This window comes from Burkholderia paludis (assembly GCF_000732615.1).
In the GTDB taxonomy this organism is placed as follows: Bacteria; Pseudomonadota; Gammaproteobacteria; order Burkholderiales; family Burkholderiaceae; genus Burkholderia; species Burkholderia paludis.
Genome location: NZ_JPGL01000007.1, coordinates 257,805 through 275,925 on the forward strand (window position 1 = coordinate 257,805; position 18,121 = coordinate 275,925).

At 70.8% G+C, this 18,121-nt stretch carries 15 protein-coding genes; 6 read left to right on the forward strand and 9 right to left on the reverse strand.

The window, feature by feature from the left end; genetic code table 11:
* The first annotated feature begins 10 nt into the window (after positions 1 to 10).
* Complete coding sequence (locus GQ56_RS0105090; protein WP_031397620.1) at positions 11 to 709, forward strand: fumarylacetoacetate hydrolase family protein; 699 nt, start codon at positions 11 to 13, stop codon at positions 707 to 709.
* 346 nt (positions 710 to 1,055) lie between these two features.
* Here GQ56_RS0105090 and GQ56_RS0105095 read toward each other — a convergent pair whose 3' ends face one another.
* The 3 genes from GQ56_RS0105095 to pdxR all read right to left on the reverse strand — a co-directional run bounded on the left by GQ56_RS0105095 (position 1,056) and on the right by pdxR (position 5,915).
* Positions 1,056 to 2,267: an MFS transporter gene (locus GQ56_RS0105095; RefSeq protein WP_031397621.1), complete on the reverse strand. Its 1,212-nt coding sequence runs from the start codon at positions 2,265 to 2,267 to the stop codon at positions 1,056 to 1,058.
* A 231-nt stretch (positions 2,268 to 2,498) separates the two neighbouring features.
* On the reverse strand, positions 2,499 to 4,052 hold the full coding sequence (locus GQ56_RS0105100) for a trypsin-like peptidase domain-containing protein (protein WP_031397622.1): 1,554 nt from the start codon (positions 4,050 to 4,052) through the stop codon (positions 2,499 to 2,501).
* Positions 4,053 to 4,436: 384 nt separating this feature from the next.
* Entirely contained in the window at positions 4,437 to 5,915 is a 1,479-nt protein-coding gene (gene pdxR / locus GQ56_RS0105105) for a MocR-like pyridoxine biosynthesis transcription factor PdxR (RefSeq protein WP_031397623.1), read from the reverse strand.
* A gap of 160 nt (positions 5,916 to 6,075) precedes the next feature.
* On the opposite strand from pdxR, the gene GQ56_RS0105110 reads away from it, so the two are divergent.
* Entirely contained in the window at positions 6,076 to 7,278 is a 1,203-nt protein-coding gene (locus GQ56_RS0105110; RefSeq protein ID WP_031397624.1) for a GNAT family N-acetyltransferase, read from the forward strand.
* Between the two features lie 24 nt (positions 7,279 to 7,302).
* Here the strand turns inward: GQ56_RS0105110 and GQ56_RS0105115 are convergent, their stop codons facing one another.
* The gene (locus tag GQ56_RS0105115) at positions 7,303 to 7,782 is read right to left on the reverse strand and encodes a DUF3331 domain-containing protein (protein WP_031397625.1); all 480 of its coding nucleotides are present in this window, start codon (positions 7,780 to 7,782) and stop codon (positions 7,303 to 7,305) included.
* Entirely contained in the window at positions 7,758 to 7,973 is a 216-nt protein-coding gene (locus tag GQ56_RS43905) for a hypothetical protein (RefSeq protein WP_152601636.1), read from the reverse strand. The genes GQ56_RS0105115 and GQ56_RS43905 overlap by 25 nt, the downstream gene beginning before the upstream one ends.
* A gap of 838 nt (positions 7,974 to 8,811) precedes the next feature.
* Here GQ56_RS43905 and GQ56_RS0105125 point away from each other — a divergent pair.
* From GQ56_RS0105125 to GQ56_RS0105140, 4 genes are all read left to right on the forward strand, one after another.
* Positions 8,812 to 9,876, forward strand: coding sequence for a 2,3-butanediol dehydrogenase (locus tag GQ56_RS0105125; RefSeq protein WP_031397627.1), 1,065 nt, complete (start codon positions 8,812 to 8,814; stop codon positions 9,874 to 9,876).
* 444 nt (positions 9,877 to 10,320) lie between these two features.
* On the forward strand, positions 10,321 to 12,261 hold the full coding sequence (locus GQ56_RS0105130) for a sensor histidine kinase (RefSeq protein ID WP_031397628.1): 1,941 nt from the start codon (positions 10,321 to 10,323) through the stop codon (positions 12,259 to 12,261).
* Positions 12,262 to 12,378: 117 nt separating this feature from the next.
* Positions 12,379 to 13,035 (forward strand): VC0807 family protein, encoded by a 657-nt coding sequence (locus tag GQ56_RS0105135; protein ID WP_031397629.1) that lies wholly within the window; start codon positions 12,379 to 12,381, stop codon positions 13,033 to 13,035.
* 75 nt (positions 13,036 to 13,110) lie between these two features.
* Complete coding sequence (locus GQ56_RS0105140; protein WP_031397630.1) at positions 13,111 to 13,977, forward strand: CPBP family intramembrane glutamic endopeptidase; 867 nt, start codon at positions 13,111 to 13,113, stop codon at positions 13,975 to 13,977.
* Positions 13,978 to 14,008: 31 nt separating this feature from the next.
* On the opposite strand, the gene GQ56_RS0105145 is transcribed toward GQ56_RS0105140, so the two are convergent.
* The 4 genes from GQ56_RS0105145 to paaK form a co-directional block, all read right to left on the reverse strand.
* Complete coding sequence (locus GQ56_RS0105145) at positions 14,009 to 14,989, reverse strand: aldo/keto reductase (protein WP_031397631.1); 981 nt, start codon at positions 14,987 to 14,989, stop codon at positions 14,009 to 14,011.
* A gap of 176 nt (positions 14,990 to 15,165) precedes the next feature.
* On the reverse strand, positions 15,166 to 15,837 hold the full coding sequence (locus tag GQ56_RS0105150; RefSeq protein ID WP_031397632.1) for a MarC family protein: 672 nt from the start codon (positions 15,835 to 15,837) through the stop codon (positions 15,166 to 15,168).
* Between the two features lie 124 nt (positions 15,838 to 15,961).
* Positions 15,962 to 16,762 (reverse strand): enoyl-CoA hydratase-related protein, encoded by an 801-nt coding sequence (locus GQ56_RS0105155; RefSeq protein WP_031397633.1) that lies wholly within the window; start codon positions 16,760 to 16,762, stop codon positions 15,962 to 15,964.
* Positions 16,763 to 16,803: 41 nt separating this feature from the next.
* A partial coding sequence (gene paaK, locus GQ56_RS0105160; RefSeq protein WP_031397634.1) for a phenylacetate--CoA ligase PaaK occupies positions 16,804 to 18,121 on the reverse strand: 1,318 nt, incomplete at its 5' end.

Consider the following 18,121-nt stretch of genomic DNA (forward strand, 5'->3'; position numbering starts at 1 on the left):
AGGCCATCCGATGTCCGCTTATGTCATCGACGCTGCCGAGCGTCCTTCCGTCGAGGTCGAACAGTCGTCCGCGCGCTTTCCGCTGCGCCGCGTCTTCTGCGTCGGCCGCAACTACGCCGACCACGCCCGTGAAATGGGCGCCGATCCCGACCGCGAACCGCCGTTCTTCTTCACGAAGCCGGCCGACGCGATCGTCCCCGCCGCCGGCACCGTCCCCTATCCGCCGCTGACCGGCGATCTTCATCACGAAATCGAGCTGGTCGTCGCGATCGGCAAGGACGGCCGGTCGATCGACCCGGCCGACGCGCTGTCCCACGTGTGGGGCTACGCCGTCGGCGTCGACCTCACGCGCCGCGACCTGCAGGCCGAAGCGAAGAAGCTGAGCCGTCCGTGGGACTGGGCCAAGAGCTTCGACGCGTCCGGTCCCGTGACCGCGCTGCGCGCGGCCGCCGCCACCGGCCATCCGGCCAGCGGCCGCATCTGGCTCGCGGTCAACGGCGAGACGCGCCAGCAAGGCGACCTCGCCGACATGATCTGGCCCGTGCCCGACGTCATCGCCTACGTGTCGCGCTCGGTCGAGCTGAAGGCCGGCGACCTGATCTTCACGGGCACGCCGGCCGGCGTCGGCGCGCTGCAGCCCGGCGACCGCGTCACGGGCGGCGTCGACGGCGTCGCGACCTTCGAGTTCGTCGTCGGCCCGAAGCCGTAACGGCATTCGCAAGGCGGTGGCGCGTCCGCGGCCGCCTTGCGATTTCCCGATACCGGTCGGATCGTGGCGGCGCCGGCATGCGCCGCAGTCAGGGCGGTTTCAACGCGTTCGTCGATGCGTTTTCACGTGCTTCGACCCGCGTTGCAGCCGTCCCCCGACACGATCCGCATGACGGTCCGCCCGGGCCGAACCGGCCGTCGCGACCAGGCACTCGAAACGCGTCGATCGCGCCGCGCTCGGTAGCCGCGAAGATTCCGCGAATCCCGGCATCGGAAGCGGCGGATTCGGCCTCCCGTCGCCCCCCTTTCCGCCGATCGCACCAAACGGAAATTCCTCGCACCGGCCTTCACGCCGCGGCCTCCCGCGCGTCGAACATCCGCACGCAGAGGGCCGCCGCCAGCGCGAGCGCGGCCGACAGCAACATCATCGCGAGCGGCGCATAGCCCGCGTTGCCGGCGGTCAGCACCGCCCCCGTCAACGACGACAACGCGGCGCCGCCGGCGATCGTCATCGCGCCGGCCAGCCCCGACGCGCTGCCCGCCAGCGCCGGGCGCACCGATACGGCACCGGCATGCGCGCCGGGATTCGTCAGCCCGTTGCCGATGCCGACCAGCACGCATGGCCCGAACCACGCGACCGGATGCGTCGCCCCGCCGATCGCGAACGCGAGGCCGATCGCCGGCCCCGCGCATGCGACCACGCGTCCGCACAGAATCGTCGTGGCCAGCGCGTAGCGGCGTGCGCAACGCGCGGCCAGGAAGCTGCCGCACACGAAACCGGCCGTGACGCTCCCCATGTAGATGCCGATCTCCGCCGGCGGGATGTCGAATACCGTTCGCGCGGCCAGCGGCGCACCGGCCAGGAACGCATAGAACGCACCGGTCGAAAACGCCATGCAGAGCGCATAGGCCCAGAACCGGCGCGCCCGGAGCAGCGCCGGGTACGCGCGAAGCTGCTGCACGAGGCTCGACGACCGGTTCGCATGGGTTTCGACGAGATCGACCGCGCACCAGGCGAACAGCGCGACGCCGACCGTGCCGAGCAACCAGAAGCTCGCACGCCAGCCGGCCGTCTGCGCGAGTACGCCGCCGAGCGTCGGGCCGGCCATCGGCGCGAATGCGGCCGCCATCGCCGCATAGCCGATCCGGCTCGCCGCGCCCGCACCGCCGCCGGTGTCCCGGATCGTCGCCATCGACACCGGATAGACCGACGTGATCGCCGCCTGCATCAGCCGGCCCGCCAGAAACACGCGAACGTCGGTCGCCGTCGCGCAGACGAGCGAGCCGAGCGTGAACACGGCGACGCTCGCAAGCACGATCGGCCGCCGCCCGAACCGGTCCGACAGCGGCCCCATCGCGCACTCGAGCGATGCAGCCACCGCTGCGTATCCGCCGAGCGACAGCGCGACGAGCGCATAGTCGGCGTGCAGGTCGCGTGCGATCTCCGGCAGCGACGGCAGGAACAGGCCCAGCGGCAGCACCGAGCACGCGCACAGCAGGATCAGCGTCGCCAGTCGCGGCGCCGCCGGTTCGGAAGCGGTCTGCAGGTTCGGTCGCAAGCGGATGCCCTCCGCGCACGTGCCGCACGGCCGTGCGCAATGCAAAAAAAAGCCCCCGAACCAGTCGGGGGCGCATGGGTGCCGGCGCGGTGCCGCTACCGGACCCTGCGCCTGCGTACTACTACGATGAAGCGGGCTGCTTTCATGCCGAATGGCTCCTGAACGCCGGGCTGACGGATTTCGGGCCGGCTGGGGCGATGGTAGACAGGCGGCGCCGGGCGCGTCAACACTCTAATGCGCCCGCACCGACACGAACTTGCGCGCGTTGTTGCGCTGGATCAGCACCGCGATCACGCTGCCGCTGTTCGCTTCGAGCGACTGTACGTCGTCCGGCGTCTCGAGCAGCGTGTCGTTGAGTTCCAGCACGACGTCGCCCGGCTGGATGCCCGCGTTGGCGGCCGGGCCGCGCACCGCGTCCACCATCATCCCGACCGCGAGCCCCGTCGAACGACGCTCGTCGTCGCTCAGCGCGTGCATCGTCAGCCCCAGGCGATCGCTGCCGTCGCCGGCCTCCGGCCCCGATCGTGCCGCTGCCTTCGGCGCGGCCGGGCCGGCGGCGGCCGGGCCCGGGCCGCCGGCCGCCTCGTCGGCGCCCGTGATCGTCAGCATCACCGGCGCGCGGTTGCGGATCAGCCGCAGCGGCGCCTTCTGCCCGGGCGGCAGCGCGGCGGCCAGGTCGTTCAACTCGGCCGAGCGGCCGATCGTCTTGTCGCCCAGCTTCACGATCACGTCGCCGGGCTTGACGCCGGCCGCCGCGGCCGGCGAGCCGGGCGCGACGCCGTTGACGAGCGCGCCTGCCGGGCGCGGCAGCCCGAATGCCGCGGCCAGCCCCATGCCGACATCCTGCACGTCGACACCGATCGCGTTGCCGGACGACGCGCCCGGCGCCTGGGCCTGCTGCGCCTGCATCTGCGTCTGCAGTTGCGCGCGCACCTTGGTGGCGAACGCGATCGGGATCGCGAACGTCGTGCTCGCGTAGCGATCGGCGCCCGTGTAGACCTGCACCGCGATGCCGATCACGTCGCCCGCGCGGTTGAACACCGGGCCGCCCGAGTTGTCGGGATTGGGCGCGATGTCGGTTTCGAAGAACGGAAACGCGCTGCCGTCCGGCAGCCGGTGCGACGTCGCGCTGACGATGCCGGCCGTGACCGTGTTGCCCGATCCGTCCGGCGCGCCGATCGTCATCACGGGCTCGCCCGCCCGCACCTTCGACGAATCGCCGACCCGCACGAACGGCAGCTTCGTCGCGCTGACGCGCAGCACGGCGACGTCGCTTTGCGGATCGACGGCCAGCACGGTCGCCTTGAATTCGCGGCGGTCGGTGAGCCGCACCGTCACGTCGGTCGCATCGTCGACCACGTGCGCGGATGTCAGGATCAGGCCGTCCGCGCTGACGATGAAACCCGAGCCGCTGCCCGACACCGCGCGCGGCGACGTGTCGGGCGCCGGCGGCTGCGGGCCCTGCGCGGGCGGCGGCGCGCCGTGCCGGAAGAACGCGGCGAGCGGATCGTCGGGATCGAGGATCGTGAAGGACGGGCCGCCGGCCTGCTGGTCGGGCGCGGCGGTCATGATGGTCACGACCGCCGGGCCGTAACGGTCGACGATCGCCGGAAAATCGACCGGCATCGCATACGGCATGGCGCCCGGCCGCTGCTTCATCGCGGGCGGCGTGACGGGCGGCGAGAGGGTTCCGGCAACGGCGGCCGGCGGCGGCAAGCAAGCGGCAAACACGCCCCCGATCAACGCGGTGCGAAGCACGGCGCGAGCAAGCGTATGGCGAACCACGGTGCACCTCCCCCGGGCGTCGAGGCGACGACATGCGCGAGACGCGCAGCCGCCCGACAAGCACCGGCACACGCCTCCATTTATAGTCCAAGCGGCCTGTTGGAACATACGAATCGAAACCCGCATAGCGGGCAGCGCGACGGGCGCGGAGCCGCGACGGCGGTCGTTCCGAACAAAGTGCGCGATTCGTCAATCCGAATATTCAATACCCCGAAATGCCCGAGCCCGGCCGGGGTGCAACGTGCTCGCTGCCAGCCGTTGCCGTCCAACGCACCGGTTTGTGCCACGCTCGGCACATCGCGACCTGTCGCTGCCGCCGACACTCCGGCAATCCGCAACCGCTCGCGGCAAGCGCGCTTCACCCGCCCTTCGCCGGGGCGCGCGTCAGCCCTCGCCGCCGCCCACGCGCTCCGCGATCGCCGACAGCATCCGCAACATCGGCTCGAACGCATCGGCCGACGTATTGCCGAACCCGAGCACGAGCCCGTTGCCCGCCGACGCCGCGTCGATCGAGAAGCCCGACAGCGGGAACGGCCCGATCCCGTGCGCGCGGGCCGCGTCGACGATCGCACGATCGCGGTAGCGCGCGGGCAGCCGCAGCGCGACATGGAGCCCGCACGGCCCGCCCTCGATCTGATGCGGCACGCTCAGGCCGCCGTCGAGCGCGGCGAGCAGCAAGCGCCGCCGGTCGCGGTACAGCCGGCGCATCCGCCCGAGATGGCGCCCGTATTCCCCCGTCTCGATGAAATCGGCCAGCGCGAGCTGCACGTGACGCGTCCCGCCGCGCAGCATCTCGGGCAGCACCGGTCGCACTGCCGCCAGCAGCGCCTCGGGCAGCACCAGAAAACCGATGCGCAGCGCCGGAAACATCGTCTTGCTGAACGAGCCGAGATAGACGACCGGCGAATCGGGCGCGAGCCCGTGCATCGCGCCGATCGGCTCGCCGGTGTGACGGAATTCGCTGTCGTAGTCGTCCTCGATGATCCACGCGCGATGCCGGCGCGCGGCGTCGATCAGCGCCAGGCGGCGCGAGATCGACAGCACCGCGCCGGTCGGAAACTGGTTCGACGGCGTCGTATAGACGAGGCGCGGCGTCCGCATGCGCCAGTCGTCCGCGTCCGCGCGCAGCCCTTCCGCGTCGACCGGCATCGGCACGACATCGAGGTCGGCCGCTTGCATCGCGGTGCGCGCGCCGCGATAGCCGGGCTCCTCGACCCACACCGTGTCGCCCGGATTCGTCAGCAACTGCGCGCATAGCGAGATCGCGCCCTGCGCGCCTTCCGTGATCACGATCTGCTCGGGATCGCAGCGCACGCCGCGCGTCACGGCCAGGTGCCGCGCGATCGATTCACGCAGCGCCGGCTCGCCGAGCGGATCGCCGTAGCCGAGCAGGTCGCGGCCGGCGCGGCGCAGCGCGCGGTCGATCGCATGGCGCCACGCGTCCACCGGGAACTGCGACAACGCGGGCACGCCCGGCCGAAACGCCTCGGATTCGCCGCTGCCGATGCGGCTCGGACGAATCCGGCCGAGCCGCTGCGCGACGGCCGGCGGCGCGGCACGCCGGCGCGGCGGCGCCGGCCGCGACAGCCCGACGACGCGCGTGCCGCGGCGGTCGGACTGCAGGAAGCCTTCGGCGACGAGCTGCTCGTAGACGGCGGCCGTCGTGTTGCGCGACACGCCGAGGGTCTCGGCCAGCGCGCGCGTGCCGGGCAGCCGGGCGCCGGCCGGCATCGCGCCGCCGAGAATCGCGTCGCGCACCCGGCGCAGCAACTGGCGCTGCAGCGAAGGTGCGCCCGGCGTGCGCGCCAGCGGCGCGTCGAGCGGCAGCAACGGCGCGTCGCCGGAAGGAAAGGCAGTCGTCATCGGATCGTCGCAGCGTGAAAGTGTCGTAATGTAGCGCGCGAGCGGCAGCGCGTGGCACCATAAATTTACCGTACTCTGGCGCTTCTCGTGGTACCTCGTCGCGACTACGATCGTCTGCATGCCGGCATGTCGCCGGCCGCCAACCGCAGCGAGATCCGCCTTGTCCACGCTTACCAACGCTTTCCAGCAACCCATCGGCCACCCCGTTCCCGACTGGTCCGCGCGCCAGCGCCCCGCGCGCATCGTGCTCGAAGGCCGCTACTGCCGGCTCGAACCGCTCGACGCCGAGCGCCATGCGGCCGACCTCTTCGCCGCCTATTCACAGGCGCCGGACGGCAGCGACTGGACCTATCTCGCGCACGGCCCGTACACCGACGAATCGAGCTACCGCGACTACGCGCGCGGCGCGCAGGCAAGCGCCGATCCGCTGCACTACACGGTGATCGATCTCGCCAGCGGCCGCGCGGTCGGCACGCTCGCGCTGATGCGCATCGATCCGGCCAACGGCGTGATCGAAGTCGGCTCGGTCACGTTCTCGCCGCTGCTCAAGCGCACGCCCGTATCGACCGAAGCGCAGCTCCTGCTGATGAAGTACGCGTTCGACACGCTCGGCTACCGGCGCTACGAATGGAAATGCGACGACCTGAACGCGCCGTCGCGCAAGGCCGCCGCCCGGCTCGGCTTCCGCTACGAAGGCACGTTCCGGCAGGCGATCATGTACCGGGGCCGCAATCGCGACACCGCGTGGTACTCGATCATCGACGGCGAATGGCCGGACGTTCGCGCCGCGCTCGACGCGTGGCTTGCACCGGAGAACTTCGACGCGCACGGCGCGCAGCGCCAGTCGCTCACCGCGATCCGCCATGCGCAGGCGCGCGCCCGCGATGCGGCCGGCCGCGCGCACGATGCGACGCGGGTCACGGTGCGCCCGCTCGTCGCGGCCGACGAAGCCGCGTGGCGCCCGCTGTGGCAGGGCTACCAGACGTTCTACGACACCGCGCTGAGCGACGCGGTGTTCACGACGACGTGGGCCCGCCTGATGGACCCGGCCGAGCCGATGTTCGTGCTCGGCGCGTTCGACGCATCGGGCGCGCTGGTCGGGATCGTGCATTCGATCTATCACCGCTCGTGCTGGACCGAGGGGCCCTACTGCTACCTGCAGGACCTGTACACCGCGCCCGACGCGCGCGGGCAAGGCGCGGGCGGCGCGCTGATCGAGGCCGTGTACGACCACGCCCGCGAAGCCGGCGCGAGCCGCGTGTACTGGCTGACGCACGAAACCAACACGACCGCGCGCGCGCTGTACGACAAGCTCGCGAACCACGCCGGGTTCATCCAGTACCGGCACGACCTAAAGCGCTGACACGGCGCCGCGGCCGGCCGGCGGTCATCCGGGAAGGTCGGCCGGCACGCGCCCGTCGTCGTCCCGCGGCGCGGCGTCACGCGCTGCGCCGCAGGCGCCCGGCACCGACGCCGGGCGAATCATCTCGTCGCCGTTGGCCGGCACCGGCCGCCGCACAGGCCGGAACACCGGCTCGCCCGGCTCGATCGGCCGCCCCGAAATCGCGCAGCGGCCCGGCTGCAGCGCGACGCGCAAGCGCCAGCGCTGTTCGCCGTAATGGCATCGGCCACTCTCGACCCACCGGACCAGCAATGCATCGTCGCCGGCTTCCAGCACCGTGACGAACAGCTGCGGGCGCAACGGCGACGCCAGCGCCGCCGCACACGCCGGAACCGGCGCGCGGCCGATCGTGACGAGCGGATGCGCGACGCCGCCACGCGGCGGCATCGCATCGCGTGCGCTCCACGCCGGCGCATCGCACGGCGCGTACTCTTCGAAGATCAGGCTTTCCATGGTGTCGGGCATGCTTGACGGGTTTCCGTGCAGGGTGAACGGCGCCGCGCCCGGCGCCCGCTCATCGATTCGCGCGGCAGGAACTCGCCGATCGCGGCGACGGCGAACGCAACGGCGATCGCAAGCATCGCCCCGACGCCGCTCGCCCCGCGCGACGCGGCGACGCTCGAACGCGCGGCCCGCTCGCTGCGCAGCGGCAGCATCGCGGCATCGGCCGCGACAGGCGTTCCGGCCATCTCCCACCTCCGTTGAAGCGGCCGCGTGCGACGGGACGTATACGCGGCCGCGATCGGACCGACGCACATCATACAAATTGAAGTTAACTTCAAGTAAAGAGGTAAATTGCGCGACGATCCGCTCCGGCGATCGCGGCAACGACAAGACATGAGTGCACGCGGCATCCTGTTCCAGTCTGTCGGCCTCGTCCCGACAACGTTGCGCACGCCGCATGCCTCTCCCGCTCACGACGCCCCGCTGCGGCTCGACGCGGCCCGGTCGACCTTCCCCCGCCGCAAGGCCGCCGCGCACACCGTCATCGCCGGGTACTGCGCCGCAAGCGACCGTCGCGCACGCACGTCAACGCGGCGTCCAGCGCGTGTGGCTCGTGTCGCCCGAAGCCGGCCTGCCACCCCGGCCGCGCGGCCGGTATCACGCCGCTCGCACCGGTGACGGTGGACGAAGCCGTCGCCTGAGTGCCCGTCGAGCCCGACCGTGCCGCGCCGCTCGTCTCGCGATCCGTCTCACCGTGGTGAGACGAATGTCCCGACGTCTCACCCGGCGCGCGGATGCGCTGCCGCAGCAATCTCCGCCCGCGCCCCCCCGCCGCATCGCGGCCTGTCAACGGACAGGAACCATGCCGCATCGCACACGTCCCGCCCGCCGGCGCGCCGTTCCAGACGCCGATTCACGCTGGCCCCGTTCCTGCATGCCGGTCGAGCGCGCACTCGCGCGACGGACGCACCGGCAACCCTGCCTCGCGCCCGACGACAACCTGACGGAGACAGCAACGTGAGTACACCGGCATCGAGCACCGCCCCCAGCATGAAGGCCGCCGTCTGGCACGGCCGCCACGACATCCGCGTCGAACAGGTTCCCGTACCGGAGCGCCCGCCGGCGGGCTGGGTCACGATTCGCGTGCACTGGTGCGGGATCTGCGGCTCCGACCTGCACGAATATGTCGCGGGGCCCGTCTTCATCCCGGTCGACGCACCGCACCCGCTGACCGGCCTGAAGGGCCAGTGCATCCTCGGCCACGAGTTCAGCGGCGAGATCGCCGAACTCGGCGCGGGCGTGACGGGCTTCGCGCCCGGCGATCGCGTGACGGCCGACGCATGCCAGCATTGCGGCACCTGCTGGTATTGCCGGCACGGGCTGTACAACATCTGCGAGAACCTCGCATTCACCGGGCTGATGAACAACGGCGCGTTCGCCGAATACGTGAACGTGCCGGCCGAACTGCTGTACAAGCTGCCCGACGACTTCCCCACCGAGGCCGGCGCGCTCATCGAGCCGCTCGCGGTCGGGCTGCATGCGGTCAAGAAGGCCGGCAACATCGTCGGGCAGACCGTCGTCGTGGTCGGCGCGGGCACGATCGGCCTGTGTACCATCATGTGCGCGAAGGCCGCGGGCGCCGGGCGCGTGATCGCGCTGGAAATGTCGGCCGCCCGCAAGCAGAAGGCGCTGGAAGTCGGGGCGAGCGTCGTCGTCGATCCGAAAACGGCCGACGCGATCGCGGAAGTCAAGGCGCTGACCGGCGGCTACGGCGCCGACGTGTCGTTCGAGTGCATCGGGCACACCACCACCGCGAAGCTCGCGATCGACGTGATCCGCAAGGCCGGCAAGTCGGTGATGGTCGGCATCTTCGAGGAGCCCGCCCCCTTCAATTTCTTCGACATCGTATCGACGGAGAAGGAAGTGATCGGCTCGCTCGCATACAACGGCGAATTCGCGGACGTGATCCGCTTCATCGCGGACGGCCGCATCGACGTGCAACCGCTCATCACCGGGCGCATCGCGCTCGGCGACATCGTCTCGCACGGCTTCGAGGAACTGGTCAACCACAAGGACCGGAACGTGAAGATCATCGTGCAGCCCGCCGTTTCCTGATCGCGCGCACGGCCGCGGCGGCAATACACGCCGCCGCACGCCTGCCGTCGCGCCCCTGAAGCGTCGCCCGCACACGGGCGACGCGCCTGCCCGCCACGCCCGTCCCGCGCAGCCTGCCCCGCCTCGTTGCCGTCGTCCGGTGCGGACCCGACGCCGCGCACCGGGTCGGATACGATCGCCCACCACCATTCGCAATCCGAATCATTTGTCGCCTTGCGCCGCCTGCCCGACCGGCGCTCAGGGTTTCTCCGGATCGGGCACGATCCGCCCGGTATCGACAGGCGCTTGACGCAAGGCGATCCTGTGCGAAGCGCGATCCGGCTTCCCGGTCGGGATCGCGCCCCCGTGAATGCGGCGCCGTCCCTCATGAAACCTTGCTGCGTCACGGCGCCGACAGGCCGAGAATACGGACCCGCCCGGGATAGCTTGCAAACATGGTGTGTCATGAATCGATCATTCTCGTTCAACCGGGAACACGCAGTTAACGTTCGATCGTTGACGATCCAGCAGAAGACGCATATCGGCTTCGCACTCGTCACGACGCTGCTGGCCTTGCTGTGCGGCACGATCATCTGGGGAAGTTTCCGGCAATACCGGCAGGAGAACGCCGACCTGCAGAGCTTCGAATTCGTCCGCGGCGCGATGGTCGCCGCCAACGTGATCTCGGCCGAGCGCGGCCCGACGAACGACCTGCTGGTGCGCCTGCAGGACGACGGTGCCGCCGAGGTGCGCGACCTGGTCGCCGCCCGCACCCGTTCCGACGAGGCGCTCGCCCGCTTTCGAACCTGCATCGCCCAGGCGGCCATGCTCGACGATCGCGAACGCGGCAACCTGCTGCAGGCACTCGACTCGACCCGGACGATGCTCGCCGATGCGCGTGCGGAAGTCGATGCGCTCGACGCGCGGCCGCTTTCCGCGCGCACCGTTCACGATATCCAGCACGCGCAGGCCCGCCTGTTCCGCATCGTCGATACGCTGTCGCTGCTGATCGACGGCGCGATGACCGACACGGCGATGCGCGATTCGCACACGTCGGGCGCGATCCTGCTGGCACGGCTGCTCGGCGATCTCCGCGAATACGCGGGCCGCACGGGCTCGCTGCTCATCGCGCCGATGTTCGCGCGGCAGGCGCTCGACCGGGCGCAATACGCGGACATCATGCGGCTGCGCGGCCGCATCGAGCAGTTGCGCACGCTGATCGACGGCGAGATCGGCCCGCAGCTCGACGATCCGGAGGTGGCGCGCGAATACGCGCAGCTCGACGCCGCCTTCGACGAACACATCCTGCCGCTCGTCGACGCGACCGTCGCCGGCGGCGGCCGGACCGGCGCCTACGCGATGGGCGCGGCCGACTTTTCGCGTACGATCGTGCCGCACTTCCGGCCGGCCGAACGGCTGCGCGACCGCGTGCTCGATCTCGCCCGGCGTCGCGCCGGCGGCGACCGGCACGCTGCCCGGATGAAGGTCGTGCTGTCGGCATGCGCCGCCGTGCTGTGCGTCGCGATCCTGGTGTCGCTGGCGCGCGGCACGCAGCGGCTGCTGTCGAAGCCGCTCGATGCACTCGGCCGGCGGATCGTCGCGCTCAGCGACGGCGATACGACGCAGGTCCCGATGCCGCGCGGCATCGGGCCCGAGATCGCCCGCATCCATGAAGCGCTCGAGACGCTGCGCAACGCGTATGTACGCCGCGACATGCTGGAGCGCCAGCGCAACGACATGCTGACGCTGTTCTCGCACGACATGCGCGCCCCGCTGACCTCGCTGATCATCCTGATCGACGCGCAGTCGCAACGCGCGGACGACGAGCAGACGAAGCGGCAGCTCGCGAGGATCGCCAAGCTCGCGCGGCACACGCTCGCCATGGCCGACGGCTTCGCGCAGCTCTCGCGGGCCGAGGCCAGCGAATACGAACGCGTGCCGGTCAACCTCGCCGACCTGATGAACGAGGCGCGCGACGCGGTGTGGCCGCTCGCGCACCGGAAAGCCATGTCGATCGACGACGTGCCGCGCCGCGACGACGCGATCGTGCAGGGCGACCCGGCGCTGCTGTCGCGCGCGCTGATCAACCTGCTGGACAACGCCATCAAGTACAGCGCGCCGTCGACGCGCGTCGAATGCAGGGTCGAGCCGGGCGGCGACGGACGGACCGTGCGCTGCACGATCCGCGACAGCGGCCGCGGCATCAGCGGCGCGGACCAGACGCGGCTGTTCGAGCGCTACCGGCGCTTTCGCACCGCCGGACAGCCGGAAACCAGCGGCGTCGGCCTCGGCATGGCGTTCGTCAAGGCCGTGGTCGAACGGCACGAAGGCCACATCCACGTGCACAGCGTCGTGCAGCGGGGCACCACGGTCACGATCACGCTGCCGGCGGCGGAGCACGGGTGACGGCGAGGGCGCGGCCCCGCGCGATTCTTCGATATACTGGACCGAACCCTTTTCGGGGCAACCCGGGGCAACCACGCCCTTCGCGCGTTCGCCCCAACCTGCTTGGAATGGCGCACCGTGAAACCGCGAGCCGGCCTGATACTCGAACTCTTCGTCAACCTGGTTCTGCCCTGGGTCGCCTACCGGGCCGCGCATCCGTCCTTCGGCGAAACCGGCGCGCTGTACGCGTCGGCCGTTCCGCCGATCGTCTGGTCGATCGTCGAATTCATCCGCTCGCGCCGCGTCGACGCGGTGGCCGCCATCGTGCTGCTCGGCATCGCGCTGTCGATCGTCGGCATGGCGCTCGGCGGCAGCCCGCGCACGCTGCTGATGCGCGAATCCCTCGCGTCGGGCTCGATCGGCGTCGTGTTCCTGCTGTCGCTGTTCCGCGCACGTCCGATGATCTTCTATCTCGCCCGCGCCACCGTGGCGCGCGAGATGGACGGCGGCGCCGCCCATTTCGAGGCGGTCTGGGCCGCCCAGCCGGGCGTGCGGCAGATGCTGCGGCGCATGACCTTCGTCTGGGGCGCCTTCATGACGCTGGAAATGCTGCTGCGCTGCTGGATGGTCGTGACCTGGCCGGTCGAGCGCGTGCTGGTCGTGTCGCCGATCGTCGGCTACACCGTGTTCGGCGGCCTGCTGCTGTGGACCTTCTGGTACCGGCGGCGCATGCGCGTGCGCAACCGCGCCCACATCCCGGGCCGCGACGGCATGACCGAAACCGCCGGCCGCTGATCGCCGTCCCGGCAGCCGGCCAGACCGGCTACGGTATGATGCGCGGCGTATCGTCAGACGTATGCCGCTCCTGTCATGTCCCTTTCGCTCCTTCCCTGCGCCACGATCTGGATCGCCCTGTTCGGGGCCGCCGCGTTCGCGTGGCATCGCCCGCTGCACAGCCTGAGCATCGGCCTCGCCGCGCTCGGCTATGCGGGCGCGCTGGCGTTCGGCCAGCTCGCGCCGGTCGCGCTGGCGCCGCTCGCACTGCTGGCCGCGGCCGCCTGGGGCGCGCTGCCCGGGCGCCCGTGCGCGGTGCGCGTCGCCGCCCACGTCGTCTTCGTCGCGGTCGCGATCGGCCTGAGCCTGCACCTGATCCCCGGCTTCCACAATCCGCGCGTGATCGGGCCGACCCGTTTCACGCCGGACGCCGTACCGTTCACGATGTACCTGAATTTCGACAAGCCGCTCGTCGGCCTGTGGCTGGCATGGGTGCTGCCGTGGGTCGCGCCGGACGTCCCGCCGGCGCGCGCGCTGCGCACGGGCGTGGCGGCGGCCGCGGCCACGGCCGCTGTGTGCCTGGCCGGCGCGCTCGCGCTCGGGATGGCCGGCTGGGCGCCCAAGTGGCCGCCGTCCGGCTGGCTGTGGCTCGCGAACAACCTGCTGCTCGTGACGTTTGCCGAGGAAGCGTTGTTTCGCGGCTACGTGCAGGGCGGCCTGACGCGCGCGCTCCGCGCCTTCGCATGGGGGCCGTGGGCCGCGCTCGCGATCGGCGCGGTGCTGTTCGGCGCCGCGCATGCGGCCGGCGGCTGGCCATGGATCGTGCTCGGCACGGTGGCCGGCGCCGGCTACGGCCTCGCGTGGCGGCGCGGCGGGCTGCTCGCGGCCGCGCTCGCGCACGCGGGGCTGAACGTCGTCCACTTCGGCCTGTTCACCTACCCGATGCTCGCCGCCGCGCACTGAATCCGGCACGGCGGCGCCCCTGTGCGGCCGCTCAGTTGAAGCCGGCCACCGCGTGCGGCACGTACGGGCGTTCGAGCGCGGCGATCTCGTCGTCGGTCAGTTTCAGGTCGAGCGCGGCAAGCGCGTCGTCCAGCTGGTGCGGCTTCGAAATGCCGACGATCGGCGCGGTGACGCCGCGCTTCTGCGCGACCCAGGCCAGGGCGACCTGCGCACGCGGCACGTCGCGGGCCGCCGCGATCGCGGCGACCGCCTCGACGACCGCCTTGTCCGCTTCCGCCGTCGCGTCGTAAAGCCGCTGGCCGACCGCGTCGCTCTGCTGCCGCTCGGTCGACTCGTCCCAGTTGCGCGTCAGGCGGCCACGCGCGAGCGGGCTCCACGGAATGACCGCGATCCCCTCGGCCTCGCACAGCGGCAGCATCTCCCGCTCCTCCTCGCGATAGAGCAGGTTCAGGTGGTTCTGCATGCTGGCGAAACGCGTCCAGCCGTTCAGCTTCGACGTGTACAACGCCTTCGCGAACTGCCACGCGTGCATCGACGACGCGCCGATGTAGCGCGCCTTGCCGGCCTTCACGACGTCGTGCAGCGCCTCGAGCGTTTCCTCGAGCGGCGTGCCGTAGTCCCAGCGGTGAATCTGGTAGAGATCGACGTAATCGGTACCGAGCCGCTTCAGGCTCTGGTCGATGTCGGTCATGATCGCCTTGCGCGACAGGCCGGCGCCGTTCGGCCCCGGCCGCATCCGGTAGAACACCTTGGTCGCGATCACGATCTCGTCGCGTTTCGCGAAATCGCGCAGCGCGCGGCCGACGATCTCCTCCGACGTGCCGTCCGAATACATGTTCGCGGTATCGAAGAAGTTGACGCCGGCCTCGACCGCCCGCTGGATGATCGGGCGGCTCTCCGCTTCCGGCAGCGTCCACGGATGCGAGCCGCGCGACGGCTCGCCGAACGTCATGCAACCCAGCACCAGATTCGACACCTCGAGCCCGGTCGACCCGAATTTCACATATTCCATTGCACGCCTCGCCATTGAAGTTGAGCTGACGGCAGGATGCGCACCGCGCCTCCGCCGGACCGTCGCATGTTATCCCGGGCAGCGGAATTGCGTGCGGCGCGGGCCTGCGCGAAAGGGGCGAAGGGGGCGATCGTCGGTGCGGGGTTGCGTACGGCGGGAGACGCGCCGCCGGCCGCTTACTTGGCCTGGTCGGCGATCGGTTGCAGGAACGCGGAAAAGCCGGTCAGCATGATCTGCACGCCGATGCACAGCAGCAGGAACGCCGACACGCGCTTCGCGACCTTCGTGCCTTCGCTGCCCAGGTAGCGCGACAGCAGCGCGGCGCGGCTGTAGGTCAGCCAGATCACGACCGCGACCAGCGCGGAAACGGCGACCGACACGATGCTCGACAGCATGAATTCCGACAGCTTGTGCGTGCGGTTCGCGTTCAGCGCGATCGCGGTGGCGATCGAGCCGGGGCCGACCGTCAGCGGCACGGTCAGCGGGAAGAACGCGCGCGTCATGATCGCGTTCGCGTCGATCGGCTTGACCGGCGTATCGCCGCCGCCCGGCCCGTCGGGCTCGTTCAGCATCTGCCACCCGGCCACGGCCACCGCGAACCCGCCGCCGATCCGCAGCGCTTCCATCGAGATCCCGAAGAAATGCAGCACCGGCGTGCCGGCGAAGAACGCGACCAGCAGCACGATGAACGCGTTGAACGCGACCTTCTTCGCGAGCAGGTTCCGCTCGTGCTCGGTCAGCGCCTCGGTACGTTCGAGAAACAGGAATGCGATGCCGATCGGATTGATGATGCCGATCAGGCCGGTGAAGCCGAACAGGATCTCGGAAATAAGGCGGTTGACGATCATCGGAGGGCGAATCGGTCGGAGCTGGGCCGGCGGCACGCCGGAGGTCACGCATTGTAGAGCAAGCGCCCGCCCGCGCCGCAAAATGCGCCCCGCCCGGTTCACCGGCGAGCGCCGCCGGCGGCCCTCATTCCGCGCCCGCCTCCCATGCCGGCGGCCGCTTCGCGAAGAACGCGGCGAAGCCTTCCTTCGCTTCCGGCGTCGCGCGCACGCGGGAGATGGTCTGCGCGGTGAATGCCGCGCGCTCGTCCGACGGCGGATACTCGCCGATCGCGTCGAAGAAGCGCTTGATTTCCGTCAGCGCATTCGGGCCGTTGCGGCCGAGTTCGGCGAGCGTCCTGTCGAGCGCCTCGTCCAGCGCGTCGAGCGGCACGGCCTGGTGGATCAGGCCGATCGCGACGGCCTCGGCGGCGGCGAGCTGCGTCGCGGTCAGCGCAAGCCGGCGCGCCTGGCGCTGGCCGACCGCCTCGACCAGGTACGGGCCGATCACGGCCGGCAGGATCCCGAAGCGCGCCTCGCTGACCGAGAAGCGCGCGTGATCGCTCGCGATCACGATATCGCACGCCGCGCACAGGCCGACGCCGCCGCCGAACGCGTGGCCCTGCACGCGCGCCACCGTCGGCTTCGGGCATTGCCGGATCGCGCGCATCATCGCGGCGAACCGCTCGGCGTCGCGCAGGTTCGCGGCCGCGTCGTTCGCGCTCGCGCGCTGCATCCACTGCAGGTCGGCGCCCGCGCAGAACGCGCGGCCGTCCGAGCGCAGCACGATCGCGCGCACGTCCTCGCGCCGGCCGAGCGCCGTGAACGCGTCGGTCAGCTCGGCGATCATCGTCTCGTCGAACGCGTTGAGCACGTCGCCGCGCTGCAGCGCGACGGTCGCGATGCCGCGCGCATCGACCGCGACGGCCAGGGTCTTCAATCCATCCATCGAACAGGTTCCTCGGGTAATACAAACGGCAAACGGGAGAATCAGGCGACCTGGCGGCGGTCGATCACGCGGCGGGCCTTGCCGGTCGCGGTCGCGGGAATGCCGCCGGCCGCGAGCACCGTCACGCCGGACGACACGCCGACCATCGTCTTGATCCGGTGCTGCAGCTCGCGCGCGAGCGCCGCACGGTCGCTTTCGGTGACGGTCGCGGCCACCTCGGAGCGCAGTTCGACCGCGAGGTCGAGCCGGTCCATGTGGCCGTCGCGCGTCAGCGTGATCTGGAACTGGCCCGACAACTGCGGCAACGCGACGACGATTTCCTCGATCTGGCTCGGGAACACGTTCACGCCGCGCACGATCAGCATGTCGTCGGAGCGGCCCGTGATCTTCGCGAGGCGCCGCATCGCGCGCGCGGTCGGCGGCAGCAGCGCGGTGAGGTCGCGCGTGCGGTAGCGGATCACCGGCATCGCCTCCTTCGTCAGCGACGTGAACACGAGCTCGCCCTGGCTGCCGTCGGGCAGCACCTCGCCCGTGACCGGATCGATGATCTCCGGATAGAAATGGTCCTCCCAGATCACCGGGCCGTCCTTCGTCTCGACGCATTCGCACGCGACGCCCGGGCCCATCACTTCCGACAGCCCGTAGATGTCGAGCGCGTCGATGCCCACGCGCGTCTCCACTTCCTCGCGCAGCGCCTGCGTCCACGGCTCCGCGCCGAAGATGCCGATCTTCAGCGACGACTCGGCCGGGTCCATCCCCTGCCGCACCATCTCGTCGATCAGGTTCAGCATGTACGACGGCGTGACGAGGATGATCTTCGGCTCGAAATCGCGGATCAGCTGCACCTGCTTCTCGGTCTGCCCGCCCGACATCGGCACGACCATGCAGCCGAGGCGTTCCGCGCCGTAGTGGATCCCGAGGCCGCCGGTGAAGAGCCCGTAGCCGAACGCGTTGTGCAGCGTGTCGCCCGGACGGCCGCCGGCCGCGCGGATCGAGCGCGCGGTGACGTTCGCCCACGTGTCGATGTCGCGCGCGGTGTAGCCGACCACCGTCGGCTTGCCGGTCGTGCCGCTCGACGCGTGCACGCGCACCACCTGCTCGCGCGGCACCGCGAACAGGCCGAACGGGTAGTTGTCGCGCAGGTCGTGCTTCGTCGAGAACGGGAATTTCGCGAGGTCGGCGAGCGACTTCAGGTCGTCCGGATGCACGCCGGCCGCATCGAACGTGCGGCGATAGTGCGCAACGTTGTCGTACGCGTGGCGCAGCGACCACTTGAGGCGCTCGAGCTGCAGCGCCTGCAGTTCGTCGCGGCTGGCGGTCTCGATCGGCTCGAGGGCGGCGGCGGGATGGGTCGTGTCC